Source organism: Sphingosinicella soli (genome assembly GCF_014199685.1).
Classification (GTDB): Bacteria; Pseudomonadota; Alphaproteobacteria; order Sphingomonadales; family Sphingomonadaceae; genus Sphingosinicella; species Sphingosinicella soli.
This window is the reverse complement of the sequence record NZ_JACHNZ010000045.1, coordinates 1-20,049: the sequence shown is the minus strand read 5'-3', so window position 1 is coordinate 20,049 and position 20,049 is coordinate 1. Positions and strand designations below refer to the sequence as shown.

Annotated in this window: 22 protein-coding genes; 12 read left to right on the top strand and 10 right to left on the bottom strand. The window is 64.5% G+C overall.

The annotated features are described in order from the left end of the window. Nucleotides 1–69 precede the first annotated feature (69 nt). Both GGQ98_RS15550 and GGQ98_RS15545 read left to right on the top strand, forming a co-directional pair. On the top strand, nucleotides 70–387 hold the full coding sequence (locus tag GGQ98_RS15550; protein WP_184071155.1) for a hypothetical protein: 318 nt from the start codon (nucleotides 70–72) through the stop codon (nucleotides 385–387). 2 nt (nucleotides 388–389) lie between these two features. Further along, on the top strand, nucleotides 390–737 hold the full coding sequence (locus tag GGQ98_RS15545) for a hypothetical protein (protein WP_184071153.1): 348 nt from the start codon (nucleotides 390–392) through the stop codon (nucleotides 735–737). On the opposite strand, the gene GGQ98_RS18710 is transcribed toward GGQ98_RS15545, so the two are convergent. Next, nucleotides 727–852 carry a hypothetical protein gene (locus GGQ98_RS18710; RefSeq protein WP_279380269.1) on the bottom strand — a complete coding sequence of 42 codons (126 nt, stop codon included), beginning with the start codon at nucleotides 850–852 and terminating at the stop codon, nucleotides 727–729. The genes GGQ98_RS15545 and GGQ98_RS18710 overlap by 11 nt on opposite strands. 202 nt (nucleotides 853–1,054) lie before the next feature. Between GGQ98_RS18710 and GGQ98_RS15540 the strand changes: the two genes are divergently transcribed. Further along, nucleotides 1,055–1,666: a hypothetical protein gene (locus GGQ98_RS15540; protein WP_184071151.1), complete on the top strand. Its 612-nt coding sequence runs from the start codon at nucleotides 1,055–1,057 to the stop codon at nucleotides 1,664–1,666. A gap of 9 nt (nucleotides 1,667–1,675) precedes the next feature. Here GGQ98_RS15540 and GGQ98_RS15535 read toward each other — a convergent pair whose 3' ends face one another. From GGQ98_RS15535 to GGQ98_RS15525, 3 genes are read right to left on the bottom strand one after another with little or no spacing between them, the layout of a single operon-like run. Then, a complete protein-coding gene (locus GGQ98_RS15535; protein WP_184071149.1) occupies nucleotides 1,676–2,380 on the bottom strand; it encodes a class I SAM-dependent methyltransferase in 705 nt (234 codons plus the stop codon). Next, nucleotides 2,370–2,834: an Rrf2 family transcriptional regulator gene (locus tag GGQ98_RS15530; protein ID WP_184071147.1), complete on the bottom strand. Its 465-nt coding sequence runs from the start codon at nucleotides 2,832–2,834 to the stop codon at nucleotides 2,370–2,372. The genes GGQ98_RS15535 and GGQ98_RS15530 overlap by 11 nt, the downstream gene beginning before the upstream one ends. Nucleotides 2,835–2,887: 53 nt before the next feature. Beyond that, entirely contained in the window at nucleotides 2,888–3,970 is a 1,083-nt protein-coding gene (locus tag GGQ98_RS15525; protein WP_184071145.1) for a DUF2855 family protein, read from the bottom strand. Between the two features lie 131 nt (nucleotides 3,971–4,101). Between GGQ98_RS15525 and GGQ98_RS15520 the strand changes: the two genes are divergently transcribed. Together GGQ98_RS15520 and GGQ98_RS15515 are read left to right on the top strand one after the other, a co-directional pair. Beyond that, on the top strand, nucleotides 4,102–4,545 hold the full coding sequence (locus GGQ98_RS15520) for an SRPBCC family protein (RefSeq protein ID WP_184071143.1): 444 nt from the start codon (nucleotides 4,102–4,104) through the stop codon (nucleotides 4,543–4,545). Then, nucleotides 4,529–4,852: an ArsR/SmtB family transcription factor gene (locus GGQ98_RS15515; RefSeq protein ID WP_184071141.1), complete on the top strand. Its 324-nt coding sequence runs from the start codon at nucleotides 4,529–4,531 to the stop codon at nucleotides 4,850–4,852. Before GGQ98_RS15520 ends, GGQ98_RS15515 begins: the two co-directional genes overlap by 17 nt. A 353-nt stretch (nucleotides 4,853–5,205) precedes the next feature. On the opposite strand, the gene GGQ98_RS15510 is transcribed toward GGQ98_RS15515, so the two are convergent. From GGQ98_RS15510 to uvrB, 3 genes are all read right to left on the bottom strand, one after another. Beyond that, nucleotides 5,206–5,427 carry a type II toxin-antitoxin system HicB family antitoxin gene (locus tag GGQ98_RS15510; RefSeq protein WP_184071139.1) on the bottom strand — a complete coding sequence of 74 codons (222 nt, stop codon included), beginning with the start codon at nucleotides 5,425–5,427 and terminating at the stop codon, nucleotides 5,206–5,208. Beyond that, nucleotides 5,424–5,624, bottom strand: a complete 201-nt coding sequence (locus tag GGQ98_RS15505) for a type II toxin-antitoxin system HicA family toxin (RefSeq protein WP_243451940.1) — start codon at nucleotides 5,622–5,624, stop codon at nucleotides 5,424–5,426. Before GGQ98_RS15505 ends, GGQ98_RS15510 begins: the two co-directional genes overlap by 4 nt. Nucleotides 5,625–5,742: 118 nt before the next feature. Continuing rightward, complete coding sequence (uvrB, locus tag GGQ98_RS15500) at nucleotides 5,743–7,932, bottom strand: excinuclease ABC subunit UvrB (protein WP_184071136.1); 2,190 nt, start codon at nucleotides 7,930–7,932, stop codon at nucleotides 5,743–5,745. A gap of 120 nt (nucleotides 7,933–8,052) precedes the next feature. On the opposite strand from uvrB, the gene GGQ98_RS15495 reads away from it, so the two are divergent. The 4 genes from GGQ98_RS15495 to GGQ98_RS15480 all read left to right on the top strand — a co-directional run bounded on the left by GGQ98_RS15495 (nucleotide 8,053) and on the right by GGQ98_RS15480 (nucleotide 11,973). Then, a complete protein-coding gene (locus tag GGQ98_RS15495) occupies nucleotides 8,053–8,487 on the top strand; it encodes a DUF3617 domain-containing protein (RefSeq protein WP_184071134.1) in 435 nt (144 codons plus the stop codon). 88 nt (nucleotides 8,488–8,575) lie between these two features. After that, nucleotides 8,576–9,910 (top strand): amidohydrolase, encoded by a 1,335-nt coding sequence (locus tag GGQ98_RS15490; protein WP_184071132.1) that lies wholly within the window; start codon nucleotides 8,576–8,578, stop codon nucleotides 9,908–9,910. A gap of 90 nt (nucleotides 9,911–10,000) precedes the next feature. Then, nucleotides 10,001–10,453: a DUF3617 domain-containing protein gene (locus tag GGQ98_RS15485; protein WP_184071130.1), complete on the top strand. Its 453-nt coding sequence runs from the start codon at nucleotides 10,001–10,003 to the stop codon at nucleotides 10,451–10,453. Between the two features lie 221 nt (nucleotides 10,454–10,674). Beyond that, entirely contained in the window at nucleotides 10,675–11,973 is a 1,299-nt protein-coding gene (locus tag GGQ98_RS15480) for a serine hydrolase domain-containing protein (RefSeq protein ID WP_184071128.1), read from the top strand. On the opposite strand, the gene GGQ98_RS15475 is transcribed toward GGQ98_RS15480, so the two are convergent. From GGQ98_RS15475 to GGQ98_RS15465, 3 genes are all read right to left on the bottom strand, one after another. Then, nucleotides 11,974–13,176 (bottom strand): cation:proton antiporter domain-containing protein, encoded by a 1,203-nt coding sequence (locus GGQ98_RS15475; protein WP_184071126.1) that lies wholly within the window; start codon nucleotides 13,174–13,176, stop codon nucleotides 11,974–11,976. 104 nt (nucleotides 13,177–13,280) lie between these two features. Further along, on the bottom strand, nucleotides 13,281–14,402 hold the full coding sequence (locus GGQ98_RS15470) for an acyltransferase family protein (protein WP_184071124.1): 1,122 nt from the start codon (nucleotides 14,400–14,402) through the stop codon (nucleotides 13,281–13,283). A gap of 186 nt (nucleotides 14,403–14,588) precedes the next feature. Continuing rightward, nucleotides 14,589–16,109: a fumarate hydratase gene (locus tag GGQ98_RS15465; protein ID WP_184071122.1), complete on the bottom strand. Its 1,521-nt coding sequence runs from the start codon at nucleotides 16,107–16,109 to the stop codon at nucleotides 14,589–14,591. Between the two features lie 420 nt (nucleotides 16,110–16,529). Here GGQ98_RS15465 and GGQ98_RS15460 point away from each other — a divergent pair, with 420 nt between their 5' ends. The 3 genes from GGQ98_RS15460 (at nucleotide 16,530) to GGQ98_RS15450 (ending at nucleotide 20,017) form a co-directional block, all read left to right on the top strand. After that, nucleotides 16,530–18,401 (top strand): ribonucleoside-diphosphate reductase subunit alpha, encoded by a 1,872-nt coding sequence (locus GGQ98_RS15460; RefSeq protein WP_184071120.1) that lies wholly within the window; start codon nucleotides 16,530–16,532, stop codon nucleotides 18,399–18,401. Nucleotides 18,402–18,491: 90 nt separating this feature from the next. After that, nucleotides 18,492–19,535: a ribonucleotide-diphosphate reductase subunit beta gene (locus GGQ98_RS15455; protein WP_184071118.1), complete on the top strand. Its 1,044-nt coding sequence runs from the start codon at nucleotides 18,492–18,494 to the stop codon at nucleotides 19,533–19,535. Between the two features lie 71 nt (nucleotides 19,536–19,606). Next, nucleotides 19,607–20,017 (top strand): hypothetical protein, encoded by a 411-nt coding sequence (locus GGQ98_RS15450; RefSeq protein ID WP_184071117.1) that lies wholly within the window; start codon nucleotides 19,607–19,609, stop codon nucleotides 20,015–20,017. The last annotated feature ends 32 nt before the right edge of the window (nucleotides 20,018–20,049 follow it).

Below are 20,049 nucleotides of genomic sequence, written 5' to 3'. Positions count from 1 at the left end.
TAGCATCGGGGTCAGCTTCGGTTAAGGCACATAGAGCGATGAAAACGCCACCGAAGCGGAGACCCAAGCATGAAGCCCCTGTTCACCGTCGTTGCCGTCGCTGCGCTCCTTGCCGGATGCGCGAGCTATGAAAGCCGCATCGAGCGGAGCCTGACGAGCGCGGGCCTTTCCCGGCCGGTTGCCGGCTGCATGGCGGATCAGATGGTCGACAGGCTCTCCACCGCGCAGCTCAAGCGACTCGCGCAGTTCGCCAAGGGCGTCGACCGGCGCGAGGTGGAGCAGATGAACCTGCGCGAGATCCAGCGGCGCTTTCAGGCGATCGGCGACCCGCAGATCGTCGAGGTGGTGACGCGCGCCGGGCTCGGCTGCGCGCTGATGGGCGCCTGAAGATGCGGCGCGCGCTTCTGCTGATTCCGGCGCTCGGGCTGGCGGCGTGCAATCCGTCGAGCGCGGAGATCGAAAGCGCGCTGCTTTCGCGCGGCTTCGGCAAACAGGAATCGACGTGCGTGGCGCGCGAACTCGGCGGCAGGCTTCAGGAGCGCGACTGGCTGCTGATCGCGGAAGTCGCCGGCGACACGATGCGCACGCAGGACGAATGGCGCGACATGACCGTCGGCGAGATCGGCGACAAGCTGGCCCGGCTCGGCGATACGCGGCTGATATCGACGCTGATGCGCGCCGGGCTCGGGTGCTCGCTGCTCGGCGGCGAGCGCGTGGCAGGCGGCGCTACGCTCTGACGAGGCGAAGCGTCACCGCGTCCGACAGGCGGCGGCGCCAGCTGAGGCGCGGCGGCTTTTGGGCGCGGCACGCCCAGAACATCAGGATCTTGTAGGCGCAAGGTCCGCGTTCCATGGTTTTCAGTCCCCGGTTTCAGGTGCGCCAGCCTAAACCAGACCGAGGTTACGACCGTGTGACGACCATATGACGTATCCCTGACTCGGTTCGTCGCGCCGCGGCTGGACAGCGGGAAGCGGGGCGTGAGACTGGCGGCAAGAGCAAAAGGGGCGGGGACGTATGCGGGGTCAATACACGGCGATCATGCTGGCGCTTGTCGTTGCGGCCTGCGCCGCGCCGCCTGCGCCTCTGCCGCCCCGTGAAGCCGCCACCGGCGCCGCGGCCGCTGCTGCTTCCGCCGCAGCCGCCCGCAGGCGTCGACCCGGCGTATCAATTGCCCGAAAAAGACAGCACGGGGCGTTTCCTCACGCCCAATGTCGGCATCGGTCCGCTTGAAATGCTGTTCAACGTACGCTCCGCGCTCAACGTCGCGGCGCTCAGCTGCGTGACGAGCGCGAACACCGCGCCGCGCGACGGCTACAACCGTTTCCTGAAACTCCACAAGACCGTGCTGGCGAATGCCAACACCGCGATCAATGCCAAATACCGCCGCGAACACGGCAGCGCGGGCCTGCGCGTTCGCGACAGCCGCATGACGAAGCTGTACAATCACTACGCCTACCCGCCCGTGAAAGGCGCGTTCTGCGCGAAAACGGCGCGCTATCTCGCGGCGGCAAACGCCATGCCTTCAAAAGCGCTGGAAACCTGGGCGCTCGGCGCGCTTGCCGACATCGAGCAGGATTTCCAGGATCATTTCCTCCGCATCGAGGCCTTTCAGGCCGAGCTTGCGGCGTGGCAGCAGAAACAGCAGGTGGCTTCCGCATCGCAGTAGCGCGCCCGTTCAGGCGTGGCCGATCCAGCCGCGCCAGGTGAAGGCGGCGAAGAAGGGGTCTGCGTCCGCAAAGCCGCCCGCGCGCAGGATGCCGAGATCATCCTCCGGGTCCATCATGTTCACCGACGTGGAGACGGCATTGCGCGCCATCTGCGCCTGCTCGGGCTCGGCGCCCGACGCAACGGCGTAGGCCGCGTAGCGCGACAGCCAGAGTTCGCGCGCGGCATCCTGCGGATAGCTGCCGTGCGCCGCCACGAACGGCGCGCCTGGCTTCAGCCGCTGGTGGATCGCACGCACGGTGCGCTCGCGCTCCGCCGCATCCAGGAAATGCAGCGTCAGCAGGCAGGTCGCGGCGTCGAACGGCCCGGCGGGCGCAGCGTCGATATAGCCTTCGATCAGCTCAACGCGCGCCATCAGCGGCCCCAGCGTGCGCCTGGCCACGTCCAGCATCGGCGCCGCGGGATCGACGCCCACGAACGTCCATCCCGGCTGCGCGGTCGCCAGCGCCTTGATTTCCAGCCCGCCGCCGGCGCCGAGCACAAGAACGCGCGCATCGTCCGGCGCATGTTCGGCAAGCAGCACCGAGGTCATCCGGTGGAGCGATTCGAAGCCGGGCATGAAACGGGGCGGCCCTTCGGCATAGTTCGCGATGGCGGCGGGATCGGAGAAGGCCTTGATGAAATCCGCTGCGCCGTCTTGGGCTTTACTCGCCATGGTCATGATCTTTCGGAAATGGCCCGCCGCGCTGTTGCAGCCGGGCGTGGAAATCTGCGCTGAGCGCGGCGAGCGAAACGGTTTCGAAGCGTGCCAGCAGCAGCGCCTCCGCTTCGCGAAAGCTGTCATCGAGCGCGGCGTTCACGGCCTGCTCGACAAGGCAGCCGGGCGCTTCGGCGCGGTTGCCCATCGCCATCAGCGAGGGGCCGCCGAGCGCATCGTAGACGTCGCGCAAGGTGATCGCGCCGAGATCGCAAGACAGTGTCCAGCCGCCGCCGTGGCCCTTTTCCGAGCGCACATAGCCCCGCTCGCGAAGCCCGGCCATGATCCGGCGGATCACCACGGGGTTCGTCTGCATCGCCTTCGCGAGCGTTTCGGAGGTCATCGGGCCATCGTGCTCAGCCATGTGCAGCAGCACATGGAGCACCCCCGACAGGCGGCTGTCTCGTTTCATGTAATTTCAATTAGTGCATGATGCCGCGCGGTGCAAGGTGCGGCAGGTAGAGCCTAGTCCAGCTCCACCACGATCCCCGCCGCGCCGCCGATCCTGCCCGCTGCGAGGCTGCGATAGGCCGCTTCGGCTTCGGCGATGCCGCGCCGCGTTTCCAGCGCCAGCTTGCCGCGCACGTGCGGCACGAACGCCGCCCATGCCTTGCCGTTTGCTTCCGCGAAGCCCGCCGGTCCCAGCGCCGCGACGGTCGCCTCCGCCGCAGTCGGCGCGAAGAAGAGCGTCGGCGTCGGCCCAGGCATCGCGGTGCCGCCGCCCGCCTCGCTCCAGTGTGTCATGCCGACGATGGCGCTGTGCTTCAGCGCGTCGCCCAGATGCGTGTGCACCTTCGCCGTCAGCGCGCTGTCGCCCGCGAAATCCACGTAGACGCTCGGGCACGTCTCGATGCTGTCCACCGCGTCGTAGGTCAGCACGCGGTCGTAACTGCCCAGGCTCTCCACGAACGCCCGGTTCGCCGCCGAGGTTAGCCCGACGACCGCGGGCTGCCGGCCCTGCCGCCGCGTGAGGTTGAACGCCGCCGCCTGCGCCGTCTTCGAGGAGGCGCTGGAGAGGATCACCTGCGCCGCGCCGAAATCCTCGGCGGCATCGAGAAAGCGGTCGATCAGCCAGCCGGTCATGAACAGCGGGCGGAACAGCGCCTCGATGGCTTCATCGTCCGCGCTATGCTCGGGCGCGGGCTGGTAGCGGTTGTAGACGTCGGACAGGCCCTGCCGATGCGCCGCCGTGTCCGTGAAGCCCTGCGCGTTCGGCTCCGGCGCGCGCACCAGAAGATGCGTGGCGAGCGGCCAGTAGCCGTAGAACCTGTCGCCCGCCGCGATGCCTTCCGCGCGACTTTCCACCGCCTCGGCGAAGCCCCACACCGGCAGGATGCCCTTGCCCTCCGGGCCGGGGAAGAAGCGCCAGTAGCCCATCATCTCGCCCGCCGCCGCGTAGGTCACGTTGTTCGCGGTCAGCGCGATGCGGCGCACGGCGAACAGCACGTCGCCCTCGTCAGGCGCCGGCAATGCGGCGCTGTCGCGCCCGGTTGCGGCGATGTCGCCGTGCGCGATCAGCATGCGTTCGCCAAATACGGTCTCTGTCATGGCTCCCCTCCCTGCACCGCAAAGCATAGCGCACGGGGAGGGCGGCGTTTAGCTGGTGAATTCGCGCAACGAATCGGTTGCATGTCGTGTCCAGATACGCAACATAAAGATTGCATGATAAGGAGACAGGCATGACAAGCACAGACATCATCGAACAGCGCGTCTTCCTCGCCGCCCCGCCGGAACGCGTCTGGCGCGCGCTGACCGATGCGGAGGAGTTCGGCACATGGTTCTCCAGCGCGCTCGATGCGCCGTTCGCGGAGGGCCGCACGGTTTCGATGACCTGCCTGGGCGAGCGCTTCGCCATCGACATCGTCGAGATGACGCCGCCCCGCCGCCTCGTGTGGCGCTGGCATCCGGGCTGGATCGATCACAGCATCGATTATGCGAAGGAGCCGAAGACGACGACGGTGTTCGACGTGGCGCCGCATGCGGGCGGGACGATGCTCACCGTCACCGAGACGGGCTTCGACGCGATCACTGCGGCGCGCCGCCCCTCGGTATTCCGCGACAACGTCAACGGCTGGCTGCATCAGGCCGCTTCGCTGAAGACATATCTTGCCGACGCAGCCTGAACGCGCCGCCCAGTTCGCCGCGCTCGGCGACCCGCAGCGCCTGCGCCTGGTGGAAACGCTGGCCGCGCGCGGCGACGCCTCGATCAGCGACCTCAGCAGCGGGGCGGGGGTGACGCGCCAGGCGGTGACGCGGCACCTCAAGGTGCTGGAAGGCGCGGGGCTGGTGAAAGGCGCGATGCGCGGCCGCGAGCACGTGTGGGCACTGGATGCCGCAGGCCTCGCGTCGGCGGAAGCGGAGTTCGAGAGGTTGAAGGCTGCGTGGCGCCAGCGTCTGGCGAGGCTCAAGCTGCTGGTGGAGGGGGAGTAGAAGGGCTTACGGCGATGATGTGAATTTTGCGACCAGAACCTGGAGTCGGTCTGACGCCGGATCGATGGCCCGAGTTCTCCCCTCCTCTTCAGGGGAGGGGCCGGGGGTGGGGCCTATCCCCACACGCAGCGCCGGGCGGAACCGCCCCACCCCAACCCCTCCCCTGAAGAGGGAGGGGCTTGAGAGATTTAGCCTGAAACCGAACGATTCTAATCGCCAGACGATGCGCGCTGTTCAGCATCCCTTTGCGCAGCCCGGCGCTCTGCTTTCCAGAATACACGCTTCCAGTCACGCAGGTGCTTCCACCACTGCGGCGAGGACGTGATTTGCCCTTTGCGAACGTGCGCCATCGCTCAGGTCGCGTAGATCGCCGGACGATAGCGGGGTTCGGGGATGGGGAGGTTGCGCACGCGCGCCGTTTCCAGCCACCCTTCGATAGCGTCGTGCACATGCGAAAGCGCCTCTGCGCGCGTCTCGCCATGCGCGGAGCAAGGCCGCAGATCGGGGACGTCCGCGATCCAGCAGCCGTCCTCGGCCGACCAGAACAGGTTGATATGGTAATGCGGCTCGTTCATGCCTTAATGTGTAAGCCGTGGGCCTTTACCAAAGCAAGTAGCGCGTGAATTTGGTAGGGCTTTACGTCTTTTCTGCTCCGCTGCACGGAAAAAGGGCGGGGCACATGCGGATGCACGTAGATCATATGACTACCTCTTGTTCGATCCAGCTCGAATCCGAAAGCTTTCAGCGCGCGCTGAAAATCTCGGAATGACATAGTCGATTGGTTGTCGAAGATGCGCGTCATGCTTCTGACCTCACTATATTCAATAATGAGTGCGACGCTCGCCCGCTGATCTACGTATAGCGACGCCAGTGGGCGTCAATACCTGAAATCAAATCCCTATCTTCCGCGGCCGTGTCTTACCGAACCGCGTTTTCCGTGTGCCCGGCGCGCCTTCCATCGCGCGGCCCTTCGGCCTTGCGACCTGGAGGTCCGCCGGGAGGCCGAGTTCTGACGCTTCCAGCTTGCGGATTTCGTCGCGGATGCGGGCGGCGGTTTCGAATTCGAGGTCGGCGGCGGCGGTTTTCATTTTTTCCTCGAGGTCGGCGATGTGGGCCTTGAGGTTGTGACCGACGAGGTGCGGGGTTTCGTCGTCTATGCCTACGGTGACGCGGTCGGCCTTGTCGGTGACATGCGCGATGATGTCGCCGATGGATTTCCTGATGGTCTGCGGCGTGATGCCGTGCGCTTCGTTGTAGGCGACCTGTTTGGCGCGGCGGCGGTCGGTCTCGGCGAGCGCGCGTTCCATCGAGCCGGTGATCCTGTCGGCGTAGAGGATGACGCGGCCGTCGATGTTGCGCGCGGCGCGGCCGATGGTCTGCACCAGGCTGGTTTCGGAGCGCAGGAAGCCCTCCTTGTCCGCGTCCAATATGGCGACGAGGCCGCATTCGGGGATATCGAGCCCCTCGCGCAGCAGGTTGATGCCCACGAGCACGTCGTACACGCCCATGCGCAGGTCGCGGATCAGCTCGATGCGTTCCAGCGTTTCGACGTCGGAGTGCATGTAGCGGACCTTGATGCCCGCTTCGTGCAGGAACTCGGTGAGGTCTTCGGCCATGCGCTTGGTGAGCGTGGTGACGAGCGTGCGGTATCCCTTGGCGTTCGTCTCGCGGATTTCGCCGATCAGGTCGTCGACCTGGCTCTCCACGGGGCGGATTTCCACGGGCGGATCGATCAGCCCGGTGGGGCGGATCACCTGCTCGGTGAAGACGCCCGCCGTGCGCTCCATCTCCCACGGGCCGGGCGTGGCCGACACGAAGGTAGATTGCGGGCGCATCGCGTCCCACTCGTCGAACTTCAGCGGGCGGTTGTCGATGCACGAGGGCAGGCGGAAGCCGTATTCGGCGAGCGTCAGCTTGCGCCGGAAATCGCCGCGCGACATGGCGCTGATCTGCGGCACGGTCTGGTGGCTTTCGTCGACGAAGAGCAGCGCATTTTCAGGCAGGTATTCGAAGAGCGTGGGCGGCGGCTCGCCGGGGATGCGACCGGTGAGGAAGCGCGAATAATTCTCGATGCCCGCGCAGCTTCCGGTGGCGGCGATCATTTCGAGGTCGAAATTGGTGCGCTGCTCCAGCCGCTGCGCTTCGAGCAATTTGCCTTCCGCCTCGAACTCCTTCAGCCGCTCGGCAAGCTCCGCCTTGATCGCGATGGTCGCCTGTTTCAGCGTCGGGCCGGGCGTGACGTGGTGGGAGTTCGCGTAGACCTTCACCGTATCGAGCCGCGCGCCCTTTTCGCCGGTCAGCGGGTCGAACTCGGCGATCTCCTCGATCTCGTCGCCGAAGAAGCTGATGCGCCACGCCATGTCTTCAAGATGGCTCGGGAAGATTTCCAGGCTGTCGCCGCGCACGCGAAACGATCCGCGCACGAAGTTCGCGTCGTTGCGCTTGTATTGCAGTGCGACGAGCTTGCGGATGATCTCGCGGTTGTCGACGCTCTCGCCCTTGTTGAGCTTGAAGGTCATCGCCGAATAGGTCTCGACCGATCCGATACCGTAGAGGCACGAGACCGAGGCGACGATCAGCACGTCGTCGCGCTCCAGCAGCGCGCGGGTGGCCGAGTGGCGCATCCGGTCGATCGCCTCGTTTACCGAGCTTTCCTTCTCGATGTACGTGTCGGAGCGCGGAACGTAGGCCTCGGGCTGGTAGTAATCGTAGTAGCTGACGAAATATTCGACCGCGTTGCTGGGGAAGAACGACTTGAACTCCCCGTAGAGCTGCGCGGCGAGGATCTTGTTGTGCGCAAGGACGAGGGTGGGGCGCTGCAGCGCCTCCACGATCTTCGCCATCGTGAAGGTCTTGCCCGATCCGGTGACGCCGAGCAGCACCTGCTCCCGGTCGCCCGCATTCAGCCCCGCAACGAGTTCGGCGATCGCGTGCGGCTGATCGCCGGAGGGCTGATATTCGCTCGCCAGCACGAAGCGCCGCCCGCCTTCGGATTTTTCCGGGCGCGCGGGGCGATGGGGCTGGAACACCGACTGCTCCGACGGGTCGGTGAGCGAGGTGCGAATCCGGATGTTGGTCATTGCTTAACTATGGGGGGTGTAAGGGCCGATTGCCAGATGGGCGCCGTGTGTCTGGAATCGGCGGTCGGCTGGCGAATCGATACAAGGGGTCTTGGGAAAATGAAGCGTGCAGTCAAAGGTATGCTGGTTACCATCCTCGCCGCAGCCGTGTTGCCGGCGGGTGCCCACGCGGCGGGCAAATCGCTGTGGACGACAACGGGAGCGATCGTTTCGGTCAACGGACCGGGTGTCGATGCGGCAACGAAGAAACTGCTGATATCCACGCCGATCAACCATTCCGTCTGTGCCATCAAGGCGCCGGGAGACAGCGAAGTGAAAGCCGCGATCGGCGCGGCATTCGGCACGTGCAAATATTCGCGCTTCACCGTCCGCCTGGGCCGCGTGGAGGCAGCGGCGAAGTGCACCGGCGGCTCCTACGGCGACGCGAGCATCGCCTTCGTCGGCACGTACAACGGCACGTTCTACAAGGGCTCCAACACGTCGGTGTTCAAAACCAAGACCGGCGACATGACCGTGCGGTCGAACGTCAACGGGCGCATCACCGGCACCTGCTGATGCTTTTCGGGACGGGCCGTCTGGCGGTCCGTCCCGCGCCTTGCTAGCCTGCTCGCTCGATTCCATTTCGGAACGGGGAGGGGACTTCATGCTCGGCGATGCAACTGCGCGCCTTTTGCTCGCCGCCGTGGCGGCTGCGGCGCTTGCGGCTCCGGCCGCTGCGGACCCTGCGCTCAAGTCGGCGATCAAGAGCGATTACGACACGTATCTCGGCCCGCTCTTCACGCATTTCCACCAGAACCCGGAGCTTTCCTACCTCGAAACCGAGACGGCGAAGCGCATGGCCGCCGAGCTGAAGAAAGCCGGCGCGACCGTGACGACAGGCGTGGGCGGCACCGGCGTCGTCGGCGTGATGAAGAACGGCGACGGCCCCGTGCTGATGCTGCGCGCCGATATGGACGGGCTGCCGGTCGAGGAGAAATCGGGGCTGCCCTATGCCTCCAAGGTCACGCAGAAGGGGCAGGACGGGCAGGTTTACCCCGTGATGCACGCCTGCGGCCACGATACGCACATCACGGCGATGGTCGGCACCGCGCGGCGTCTCGCGGCGATGAAGGACAGATGGAAAGGCACGATCCTGTTCATCGTGCAGCCCGCCGAGGAGCGTGTGGGCGGCGCGAAGGCGATGCTGGCGGACGGGCTCTACACGCGCTTTCCCAAGCCGGATTATGCGGTCGCCTTCCACGTCGCCGCGAACCTGCCGACGGGCAAGATCAGCGCATCGGAAGGCCTGCAGTATTCGTCGGCCGACAGTGTGGATATTACCGTGCACGGCGTTGGGGCGCACGGCGCGGCGCCGCACGCGGGCAAGGATCCGGTCTACATCGCGTCGGCGATCGTCGTGGCGCTGCAATCGATCGTCAGCCGCGAGGTCGGGCCGCTGTCGCCTGCCGTCATCACGGTCGGCGCGTTCCATGCCGGGCACAAGCACAACATCATCTCCGACCGCGCGGACCTTCAGCTCACCGTGCGCGCCAACGACGAGGCGACGCGCGCGCAGCTGATCGCGGCGATCGAGCGCGTGGCGAAGAACGTCGCGCGGGCGAACGGCGTCGCGGAAGACAGACTGCCCGACGTGAAGGTGAGCGAGGGTACGCCCACGACGATCAATGACGGACCGCTCGCCCGGCGCATGAACGCGGCGTTCGCGCGCGATCTGGGGCCCGGCGTGATGATCCCCTTTGTGCAGGAAACGATGGGCGCGGAGGATTTCGCGTTTTTCGTGCAGCCCGAACTCAAGGTGCCCGGCTATTATTTCGGGGTCGGCGGCACGCCGCAGGCGGCGTTCGATGCGGCCAAGGCGGGCGGGCCGCCGGTGCCTTCGCACCACTCTCCGCTGTTCAAGATCGCGCCCGAACCGGCGGTGACGCTGGGCACCGAAGCGATGGTGACGGCAACGCTCGAACTGCTGAAACCGCGCTGAGTCTTTTTCAGGGTTAACGCACCGTTATCTTTACCGCGATTGCCCCGGCGGTATACTCACGGGCATCGGTTTTCATAAAAGGATGTCCCCATGCGCGCCGGATTCAGGCTTCTGCTTGCAGCAACCGCGGCGGTGCCGCTTGCTGCCTTCGCCGGCAATATGGTGACACCGGGGAAATGGGCGTCGACCGGCACGATCACGGCGATCGACATGCCCGGCATGCCACCCCAGGCGCTGGAGATGATGAAGAAGCGCCCGATCAGCCACAGCTATTGCCTGACGGCCGAACAGGCGGCGAAAGACCCGCGCCAGATGTTCAAGGGCGACAACGGCGAGTGTGAATACACGAAGTTCGAAATGGCCCGCGGCAAGCTGAACGCCGCGATGCAGTGCAAGGGGCCGCAGGGCAACATGCGGATGACGATGCTGGGCACCTATACCGCCGACAGCTATCAATCGACCAACGTGATGGTCGTCGACGGGCCGCGCGGCAACATGAAGATGACATCGAAGACGAGCGGCAAGCGCACGGGCGCCTGCTAGGGCGGATCGACATTCAGCTCTGACGGCCTGCAAATGGCGGCTTTCCGCGCTTCCGGTGCTCACGTACCTTTAGTACGCTGCGCTCTGGGTCACGAAAATCCACCATTTTCGGCACGTCATCTTCTGAATGTCGACCCGCCCTAGCTTCACCCTCTCAAACCTCTCTGCTTGTGGAAGAGGCAATGGTTTCATAGCCTTCCCGCAGTCTGGGAGGGCGCACAATGAAAGCCATGATCGGAATCGTCGTTGTTGCGGCGGTTGTTGCCGTATCCGCACGCGCGGAGCCTGCGTTTCCCGATGCTGACGTGAGCGATCCCGTGAAGCTCGGCTGGATGCAGGGGACGCCGCCGCCGCCTGAAAAGCGCATCGCGTTCGGCGACTACAGCTTCTTCACCTTCCCGCAGTGGCGCTGGAGCTTTTCGCACTGGCGCGAGTTGATGCCGACGGTGGGCGTGTCGCGCGGGACGGGTCCGGTCAGCGAACTGCCGCGCGCCGAGCGTAGCGACATCGATACGGTGACGTTCATGCCGATCGGCGGCGCAAAGCCGATGACGTGGGCCGCGTCGCTTGCGGCGAACTACACCGACGGCATCGTCGTGCTTCACAAGGGGCGGATCGTCTACGAGCGCTACTTCGGCGCGCTGAAGCCTGAAGGCGAGCATATCTCCTTTTCCGTCAGCAAGTCGTTCGTCGGCACGCTTGCCGCCATGCTGATCGCCGAAGGCAGGCTCGATCCCGCGAAAACCGTTGCGGCCTACATCCCGGAGCTGAAGGACAGCGGCTTTGGCGATGCGACCGTCCGGCACGTGATGGACATGACCACCGGCCTCGACTTCAGCGAGACATACGGCGACCCCGATTCCACGTTCGCGGGATACGTCGCGGCGATCGGCGCGGGGCCGCGCGCGGCGGGTTATGCGGGGCCGAACGGCGACTATGCGTATCTCGCTACCGTGAAGAAGGCGGGCAACCACGGCGAGGGCTTCACCTACCGCACGATCAACACCGATGTGCTCGGCTGGATCGTTTCGCGCGTCGGCGGCAAGCCGTTCACCGAGCAGCTTTCGGAACGGATCTGGGCGCCGATGGGCGCGGAAGCCGACGGCTATTTCCAGGTCGATCCGGTCGGCACGCCGTTCGCGGGCGGCGGCTTCAACATGCGTTTGCGCGATCTCGCGCGCTTCGGGGAGCTGATGCGGCTCGGCGGGCGGATGGGCGGCAGGCAGATCATCCCCGAAGCCGCGATCGCCGACATCGCGCGCGGCGCCCGCAAGGAGGATTTCGCCGGAGCCGGTTACGCGACGCTGCCGGGCTGGAGCTATCGGAGCCAGTGGTGGATCAGCCACAATGCGCACGGGGCCTATACGGCGCGCGGCATCCACGGGCAGGCGATTTATGTGGACCCGAAGGCCGAAATGGTCATCGCGCGCTTCGCTTCGCATCCGATGGCAGGCAATGTGAACTTCGATCCGACGTCGCTTCCCGCCTATCAGGCGCTCGGGGAGCACCTGATGCGGTAATCAGGAGGCCACGGGTTCGGGCGGCGGTTCCTTGCCGCGCGAAAGCCAGTCCGCCAGCTTGAACATGAACGGGTTGAGCGCGATCGAGAGCAGCGCGGCGGCGAGGATCAGGTTGTTCGTGTCGTGCGAGATCAGCTCGAGCGTCACGCCGAGACCCGCGAGGATGAACGAGAACTCGCCGATCTGCGCCAGGCTCGCCGCGATCGTCAGCCCTTCGCCGCGCTCCCGCTTGAACAGGCTGGTGACGGCGACCGCCGCGATCGACTTGCCGATCAGGATGATCGCCAGCGTCGCGATGACGCCGACGGGCTCGCGGATCAGCGTCGAGGGGTCGAACAGCATGCCCACCGACACGAAGAACAGCACCGCGAACGCATCGCGCAGCGGCAGCGAGCGCTCTGCGGCGTTGTGCCCGAGCGGCGTGCTGTTGAGCACGAGACCCGCCACGAACGCGCCGAGCGCAAACGAGGCCCCGAACACGGCATAGGCAAGCCACGCGATGCCGAGCGCGATCGCCAGCACGCCGAGCGTGAACAGCTCGCGCGAACGGGTGTGCGCGATCCACACGAGGATGATCGGCATGGCGCGAACGCCCACGACGAACATCAGCACCAGAAACGCGGCGATCTTGGCGAACGTCCAGGCGATTTCGCGCGCAATCGCCGCGCCGCCGCCGATGTCACCCATGTTCGCGAGCAGCGGCAACAGCACGAGCGCGACGATGATGACCATGTCTTCAACGAGCAGCCAGCCGACCGCGATCTGCCCGATGCTGGTTTTCAGCTGACCCCGGCTTTCGATCGCGCGCAGCAGCACGACGGTCGATGCGACGGAGAGCGAGAAGCCGAAAATCGCGGCTTCCGGCCCGGACATGCCCATCAGCATGCCCGTACCCCAGCCGAGCGCGGTCGCGACCGCGATCTGCACGACGGCGCCGGGCAGCGCGATCGACTGGACGCGCATCAATTCCTTGGGAGAGAAATGCAGGCCGACGCCGAACATCAGCAGGATGACGCCGATTTCCGCCAGCTGCGGCGCGAGCGACTGATCGGCGACCCACCCCGGCGTGAACGGGCCGACAACGACACCGGCAACGAGATACCCGACGATCGGCGAAAGTTTCAGCCGGTTCGCCAGCATCCCGAACAGAAAGGCAAGCACGAAGCCGCCGACGAGAATGAGGATCAGGTTATCGTGGTGCACGCGCCCCGCATTTCGGTTTCGAATTGGATTGTCTTGTTCTTATACAGGCGGACGGCGACCCGTCACCCGCATGGTTCAAAAAATGGTGAGTGATTGCGGCATCTTCAAGACGCCGCGCGCATTTCCGCCATATCGGCGGCATCCGCCTTCAATCGCCCGCCGCTCAGAATTTCCGCAGCGCGCGGCGCGAACAGCACCAGCACCTGGCCGAGGCCGAGCGCGAAACCCAGCGCGATCAGCGGATGCACGATCAGCAGGAACGGATAGGCGGGCGATCCGAGCGGGCCGGTCAACGCTTCGAACAGCGGCGTCGCCAGCCAGATCAGGATCATGTGCGAGCAGAACAGGAAGAACGCATAAGGCTCCAGCCTGCGGAACATCGCCGGGCGCGCCGCAAGCCCCCACGCGATCCGCGCGAAGGCGAGCGCGGCGGCGAGGCGAAGCCCGAGGTCGAGCAGGGGCAGAAACACCGGCGAGATCACCACGCCGCCGGGCACCGGCACGCTGACGATCAGCTTGATCGCGGCCACGGCGACGAACGGCGCAAGCGCGGCGGCAAGGGGCACTTCGGCGATGCGGGCGCCCAGATGATGGCGCCGCGCGCCGATGCCGAGCAGGAAAAACAGAAGGATCGGCGGGCGAAGCATCAGCGGGATGGTCCAGCCCGAAAGGCTCCACGCCGCCGCGAGCAGGATCACGCCCGTCAGCCAGGGGCCGCGCAGCCGAAGCAGCAGCGGCGCGAGCGCCATGCACACGAACAGGTCGCGCAGGAACGGCGCCTGCACGTTGATGTGGTTGGGGGTGAGGATCGAAAACAGCTCGTCGATCAGCCACCACAGGCTTTCGGGCACCGGCGCCTTCACGAAGCCGAGCCACGCCGTTCCGGACACGAGCAGGATCGCAAGCGCATTCCAGAGCGCCATCGGCAGCAGGATCGTGCGCGCCTTGCGGGCAAGGAAGCCGCGCCAAGACCGGATCGCCGCGCCCGCGACGAGATAACCGGAAATGAGCCCGAGCAGCGGCACCGCGCTGCGCCCGAAAACCTCCATCAGAACCAGACGCAGCAGCCCCTGGCCGGACTGGGCGAGCGCCGCCAGCTGCTCGCCGCTCAGCCCCGTCCACGCATGAACATAGACGATGCCGAGCACGCACACGACGCGCACCACCGAAATCGTATCCGACAGGCGCGCGGACACGGGCTCCGCGTTCCGCACCGGTTGTTGCATAGCCTTGACCATCGCCCCGCTCATGCTGAACCACCCCGCCGCCGTCAATTCTCCCGCCGTGTCATCAATCCTCGAAACCGGGATATCGCCCATCCTCCGGGCGCGCGTTTCAGCCGGTTCGTCTCGCGCGGGCGCGCGTGCACCGGCATAGCGTCAGAGAGCGGCGTTTTCGAACCTGCACGCGGGTTACGCGACAGGCTCCAGCAGGCGTTCCTTCGCGATCTTCTCGCGCCAGACGAGCGGGGCGAGGTGGTGGACGCTTTCGCCCGTCGCATCGACGGCCACGGTCACGGGCATGTCGCGCACGTCGAACTCGTAGATCGCTTCCATGCCGAGGTCTTCGAAGGCGATCACCTTCGCGGATTTGATCGCCTTTGAAACCAGATACGCCGCGCCGCCGACCGCCATCAGATAGGCCGCCTTGTGGTCGCGGATCGCCTCGATCGCGGTGGGGCCGCGCTCGGCCTTGCCCACCATCGCGATCAGGCCCTGTTCCAGCATCATCCGCGTGAACTTGTCCATGCGCGTCGCCGTGGTGGGGCCGGCGGGGCCGACCGCCTCGTCGCGCACGGCATCGACCGGGCCGACGTAGTAAATCACGCGGCCCTTGAAATCGACCGGCATCGGCTCTCCGTTTGCCAGCATGTCGTGGATGCGTTTGTGCGCGGCGTCGCGCCCCGTGAGCATCTTGCCGCTCAGCAGGATGCGGTCGCCCGGCTTCCAGCTTTCGACGATCTCGGGCGTCAGCGTGTCGAGATCGACACGGATCGCCTCCTTGGAGGGCGCCCATTCCACCTTCGGCCAGTCCGCGAGGTTCGGCGCTTCGAGGTAGGCGGGGCCGGAGCCGTCGAGCACGAAGTGCGCGTGGCGCGTCGCGGCGCAGTTCGGGATCATCGCGATCGGCTTCGAGGCTGCGTGCGTCGGGCAATCGTAGATCTTGACGTCAAGCACGGTCGCGAGCCCGCCGAGGCCCTGCGCGCCGATGCCGAGCGCATTCACCTTGTCGTAGATCTCGATGCGCAGCGCCTCGATCTCGTTTTGCGGCCCGCGCGCCTTCAGCTCCGCCATGTCGATCGCCTCCATCAGCGATTCCTTGGCGAGCAGCACGGCCTTCTCCGCCGTGCCGCCGATGCCGATGCCGAGCATGCCCGGCGGGCACCAGCCCGCGCCCATCTGCGGCACCATCTCCAGCACCCAGTCGACGATGGAGTCGCTCGGGTTCAGCATCTTGAACTTGGATTTGTTCTCGCTGCCGCCGCCCTTCGCCGCGACGGTGATCTCCACCGTGTCGCCGGGCACCATTTCGACGTGGACGACGGCGGGCGTGTTGTCCTTCGTGTTCCTGCGCGAAAAGGCCGGGTCCGAAACGATCGAGGCGCGCAGGCGGTTTTCGGGGTGAAGGTAGGCGCGGCGCACGCCTTCATCGACCATTTCTTGAACAGTTTTCGTGGCTTGCCACCGGACGTTCATACCGATCTTCACGAAGGCGGTCACGATCCCGGTATCCTGGCAGATCGGGCGATGGCCTTCGGCGCACATGCGGCTGTTGGTAAGGATCTGCGCGATCGCGTCTTTCGCAGCCGGACCCTGCTCCAGCTCATACGCGCGGCCAAGCGCGCGTATATAATCCATGGGGTGATAATAGCTGATGTACTGCAGCGCGTCGGCGACCGACTCAATAACGTCTTCTTCGCGGATCGCCGCCATGCAAAAGCCCTCTCGAAATCACCGATTTTGCGCGCGTAATTAGCCACCCCCGGGGGCCGCGTCCACCCGCGTCTTGCACGGAATCTTCAAGCGATTCAGCTAAGTGCCTGATCTCGTCCCAAAAACTAAAATTGTATAAAAACACACTTGCGTTAGGCGGCGCTTCACCACAAAGTCTGGTTCTGGGACCGGGGGGTCACCACAACAGCTTGTGTCGCACGGGAAACGAAGCGTTCCCGGGGCAGGGCCGGTTTTGTCCCCTTCGGTCCGGCGAGGAGTCGCCGGAGCCTGTGGATTACGAGGATATCGGGGACGGCTTGAAAAGCGCCGTATCCGTTGCGGGAAATGCCCGCTACCCCATATTCGCAGTCCCCCTTGACGAATGCGGAACGAAGCGGGAACATAGGGGAGTCGGTTCAAATGGATTTCAGTGGCGTGGATACGGCGATTCTCGATGGCGATGATGTTGCAGCGGCGGTGCGTCACCGCGGCACGGCGGCGCATGCGATCGAGATCGATCACGGTCGCGATGCGCTGCTTACGGATTTCGGCCGTCAGACGCTGGAAGACCGTTATCTGCTGCCCGGCGAGAAACCGCAGGATCTCTTCGCGCGCGTCGCCGCCGCTTATGCGGACGACGGCGACGATGCCCACGCGCAGCGGCTTTACGATTATATCTCGCGCCTGTGGTTCATGCCCGCGACGCCCGTGCTGTCGAACGGCGGCACCGGGCGCGGCCTGCCGATCTCCTGCTACCTCAACAGCGTGTCCGACAGCCTCGAGGGCATTGTCGCCACCTGGAACGAGAACGTCTGGCTCGCCTCCAAGGGCGGCGGCATCGGCACCTATTGGGGCCATGTCCGCGGCATCGGAGAGCCTGTGGGCCTGAACGGCAAGACGTCGGGCATCGTCCCGTTCGTGCGCGTCATGGATTCACTGACACTGGCGATAAGCCAGGGATCGCTGAGGCGCGGCTCCGCTGCCTGCTACCTCGACGTCTCGCACCCGGAAATCGAAGAGTTCCTCGAAATCCGCAAGCCTTCCGGCGATTTCAACCGCAAGGCCTTGAACCTGCATCACGGCGTCCTCATCACGGATGCCTTCATGGAGGCGGTGCGGGATGGACTTCCCTTCGATCTCGTCAGCCCGAAGGACGGCTCCAAGCGGGCCGAGGTGGATGCGCGCGCGCTGTTCCAGAAGCTGGTCGAGACCCGGCTGGCGACGGGCGAGCCGTACATCATCTTCATCGATCACGTGAACAACACGATGCCCAAGCACCAGCGCGACGTGGGCCTGAAGGTCACGACGTCGAACCTGTGTTCGGAAATCACGCTGCCCACCGGCGTCGATCAGTACAACAAGGACCGCACGGCGGTCTGCTGCCTCTCCAGCCTCAACCTTGAAACCTGGGACGAGTGGTCGAAGGACAAGGTGTTCGTCGAGGACGTGATGCGCTTCCTCGACAACGTGCTCTCCGACTACATCGCGCGCGCGCCCGACGAGATGGAGCGCGCCAAATACGCCGCGATGCGCGAGCGTTCGGTGGGGCTGGGCGTCATGGGCTTCCACAGCTTCCTGCAGGCGCGCTCGATCCCGTTCGAAAGCGCGCTGGCGAAATCCTGGAATCTCAAGATCTTCCGCCACATCCGTTCGCATGTGGACGAGGCTTCGATGCTGCTCGCCACCGAGCGCGGCGCCTGCCCGGACGCCGAGGACATGGGCGTGATGGAGCGGTTTTCGTGCAAGATGGCGATCGCGCCGACCGCGTCGATCAGCATCATCTGCGGCGGCACCTCGGCGTGCATCGAGCCGATCCCGGCGAACATCTACACGCACAAGACGCTGTCGGGCAGCTTCACAGTCAGGAATCCGTACCTCGAAAAGCTGCTCGAAGAAAAAGCGAAGAACAGCGACAAGGTCTGGAGCGGCATTCTGGAGCGCGGCGGATCGGTGCAGCACCTGGATTTCCTCACGCCCGAGGAAAAGGCGACGTTCCGCACCGCGTTCGAGATCGATCAGCGCTGGCTGCTCGAACTCGCCGGCGACCGCACGCCCTATATCGATCAGGCGCAGAGCCTGAACCTGTTCCTGCCGGCGGACATCGAGAAGTGGGATCTTCTGATGATGCACTACCGGGCGTGGGAACTGGGCATCAAGTCGCTCTACTACTGCCGCTCAAAATCCATCCAGCGCGCGGGTTTCGCGGGCGGCGTGGAGGCGGACAACACCCCCATGCTCAAGATGATCGAGGTGGAGGCGAAGGATTACGACGAGTGCCTGGCCTGTCAGTAGATTCTGCCAGTAAGCCTCGGCCTGCGCCTGCAGTTACGATAGAATGGCCGCTGTGTTCAGCGGTGCGATAACAAGAAGAAGGTAGATCCGATGTCCCTCCTGAAGGCTTCCAAACAGTACAAGCCCTTCGAATATCCGTGGGCGTTCGATTACTGGAAGCTCCAGCAGCAGCTGCACTGGCTGCCCGAGGAAGTGCCGCTGGGCGAGGATTGCCGCGACTGGGCGCAGAAGCTCTCGGATCACGAGCGCAACCTGCTCACGCAGATCTTCCGCTTCTTCACGCAGGCCGATGTCGAGGTGCAGGATTGCTACCACGAAAAATACGGCCGCGTGTTCAAGCCCACCGAAGTCAAGATGATGCTGACCGCGTTCAGCAACATGGAGACGGTGCACATCGCCGCCTACAGCCATTTGCTCGATACGATCGGCATGCCCGAAAGCGAGTACGGCATGTTCCTTCAGTACAAGGAAATGAAGGACAAGCACGATTACCTCGCCACCTTCGGCGTGGACACGGACGAGGATATCGCGAAGACGCTCGCCATGTTCGGCGGCTTCACCGAGGGGCTTCAGCTTTTCGCCAGCTTCGCCATGCTGATGAACTTCCCGCGCCACAACAAGATGAAGGGCATGGGGCAGATCGTGAGCTGGTCGGTGCGCGACGAGAGCCTGCACTGCGAGGGCATCATCAAGCTGTTCCACACCTTCTGCCAGGAGCGGGATTGCCTGACGCCCGCGATGCGCAAGGAAATCCGCGACACCTGCTATCACACGGTGGATCTGGAGGACGCGTTCGTCGATCTGGCGTTCGAAATGGGCCCGGTGCCCGGCATGACGCCCGACGACATCAAGAACTACATCCGCTTCATCGCCGACTGGCGGCTCAGCCAACTCGGGCTCAAGCCGATCTACAAGATCGCCGAACACCCGCTGCCGTGGCTCGCGCCGCTGCTGAACGGTGTCGAGCACGCCAACTTCTTCGAAACCCGCGCCACCGAATATTCGAAAGCCGCCACCAAGGGCAGCTGGAACGACGTGTGGGACGCCTTCGACAAACGCAAATCCGCCAACAAACTCACCACCGCCGCCAACGAGGCGGGGGATGAGCCGGGGCTGCTCGGGGTGGCGGAGTAGGGTTCAGTGCAATGCAAGAGAGGCCGATTGTAAAGATACAATGCCCTCCCAAGTGTTGGGAGGCTTAGACATTGGCGTCTGACACCAGTGCACCTCATGAAGGTCATCCTTTATACGGAAAGGATGACCTTCAATGCTATGAAGTTATGATGGCTGAACGATCTAGACTGATCGCTGCCAAGCTAATCTCAGAAGATTCTCTAATTAAGACAATAATTCAACTGTCCGTGGCCATACTGGTGGCAATGGTTGGATTTTTATCTTCCGATAGTTTCAGCGTTTTTCGATTTATTGAAATAAGAATAGCGATAGTTTTTTTATTTTTGTCTATAATTATTGGTATATTTGAATATAAATTATCATCTGTGGCTTATCAAAGACAAATTTCTGTTGTTATTAATTTTTATACCATGAAAAGTTCTAGCCCGTCTTATTCACCGGGAGCATGGGATGGGGTTGGCGGACGTGGTGTAAGTTACTGATCTGGAATAGAGAACGGGTGCTTACGCCATCC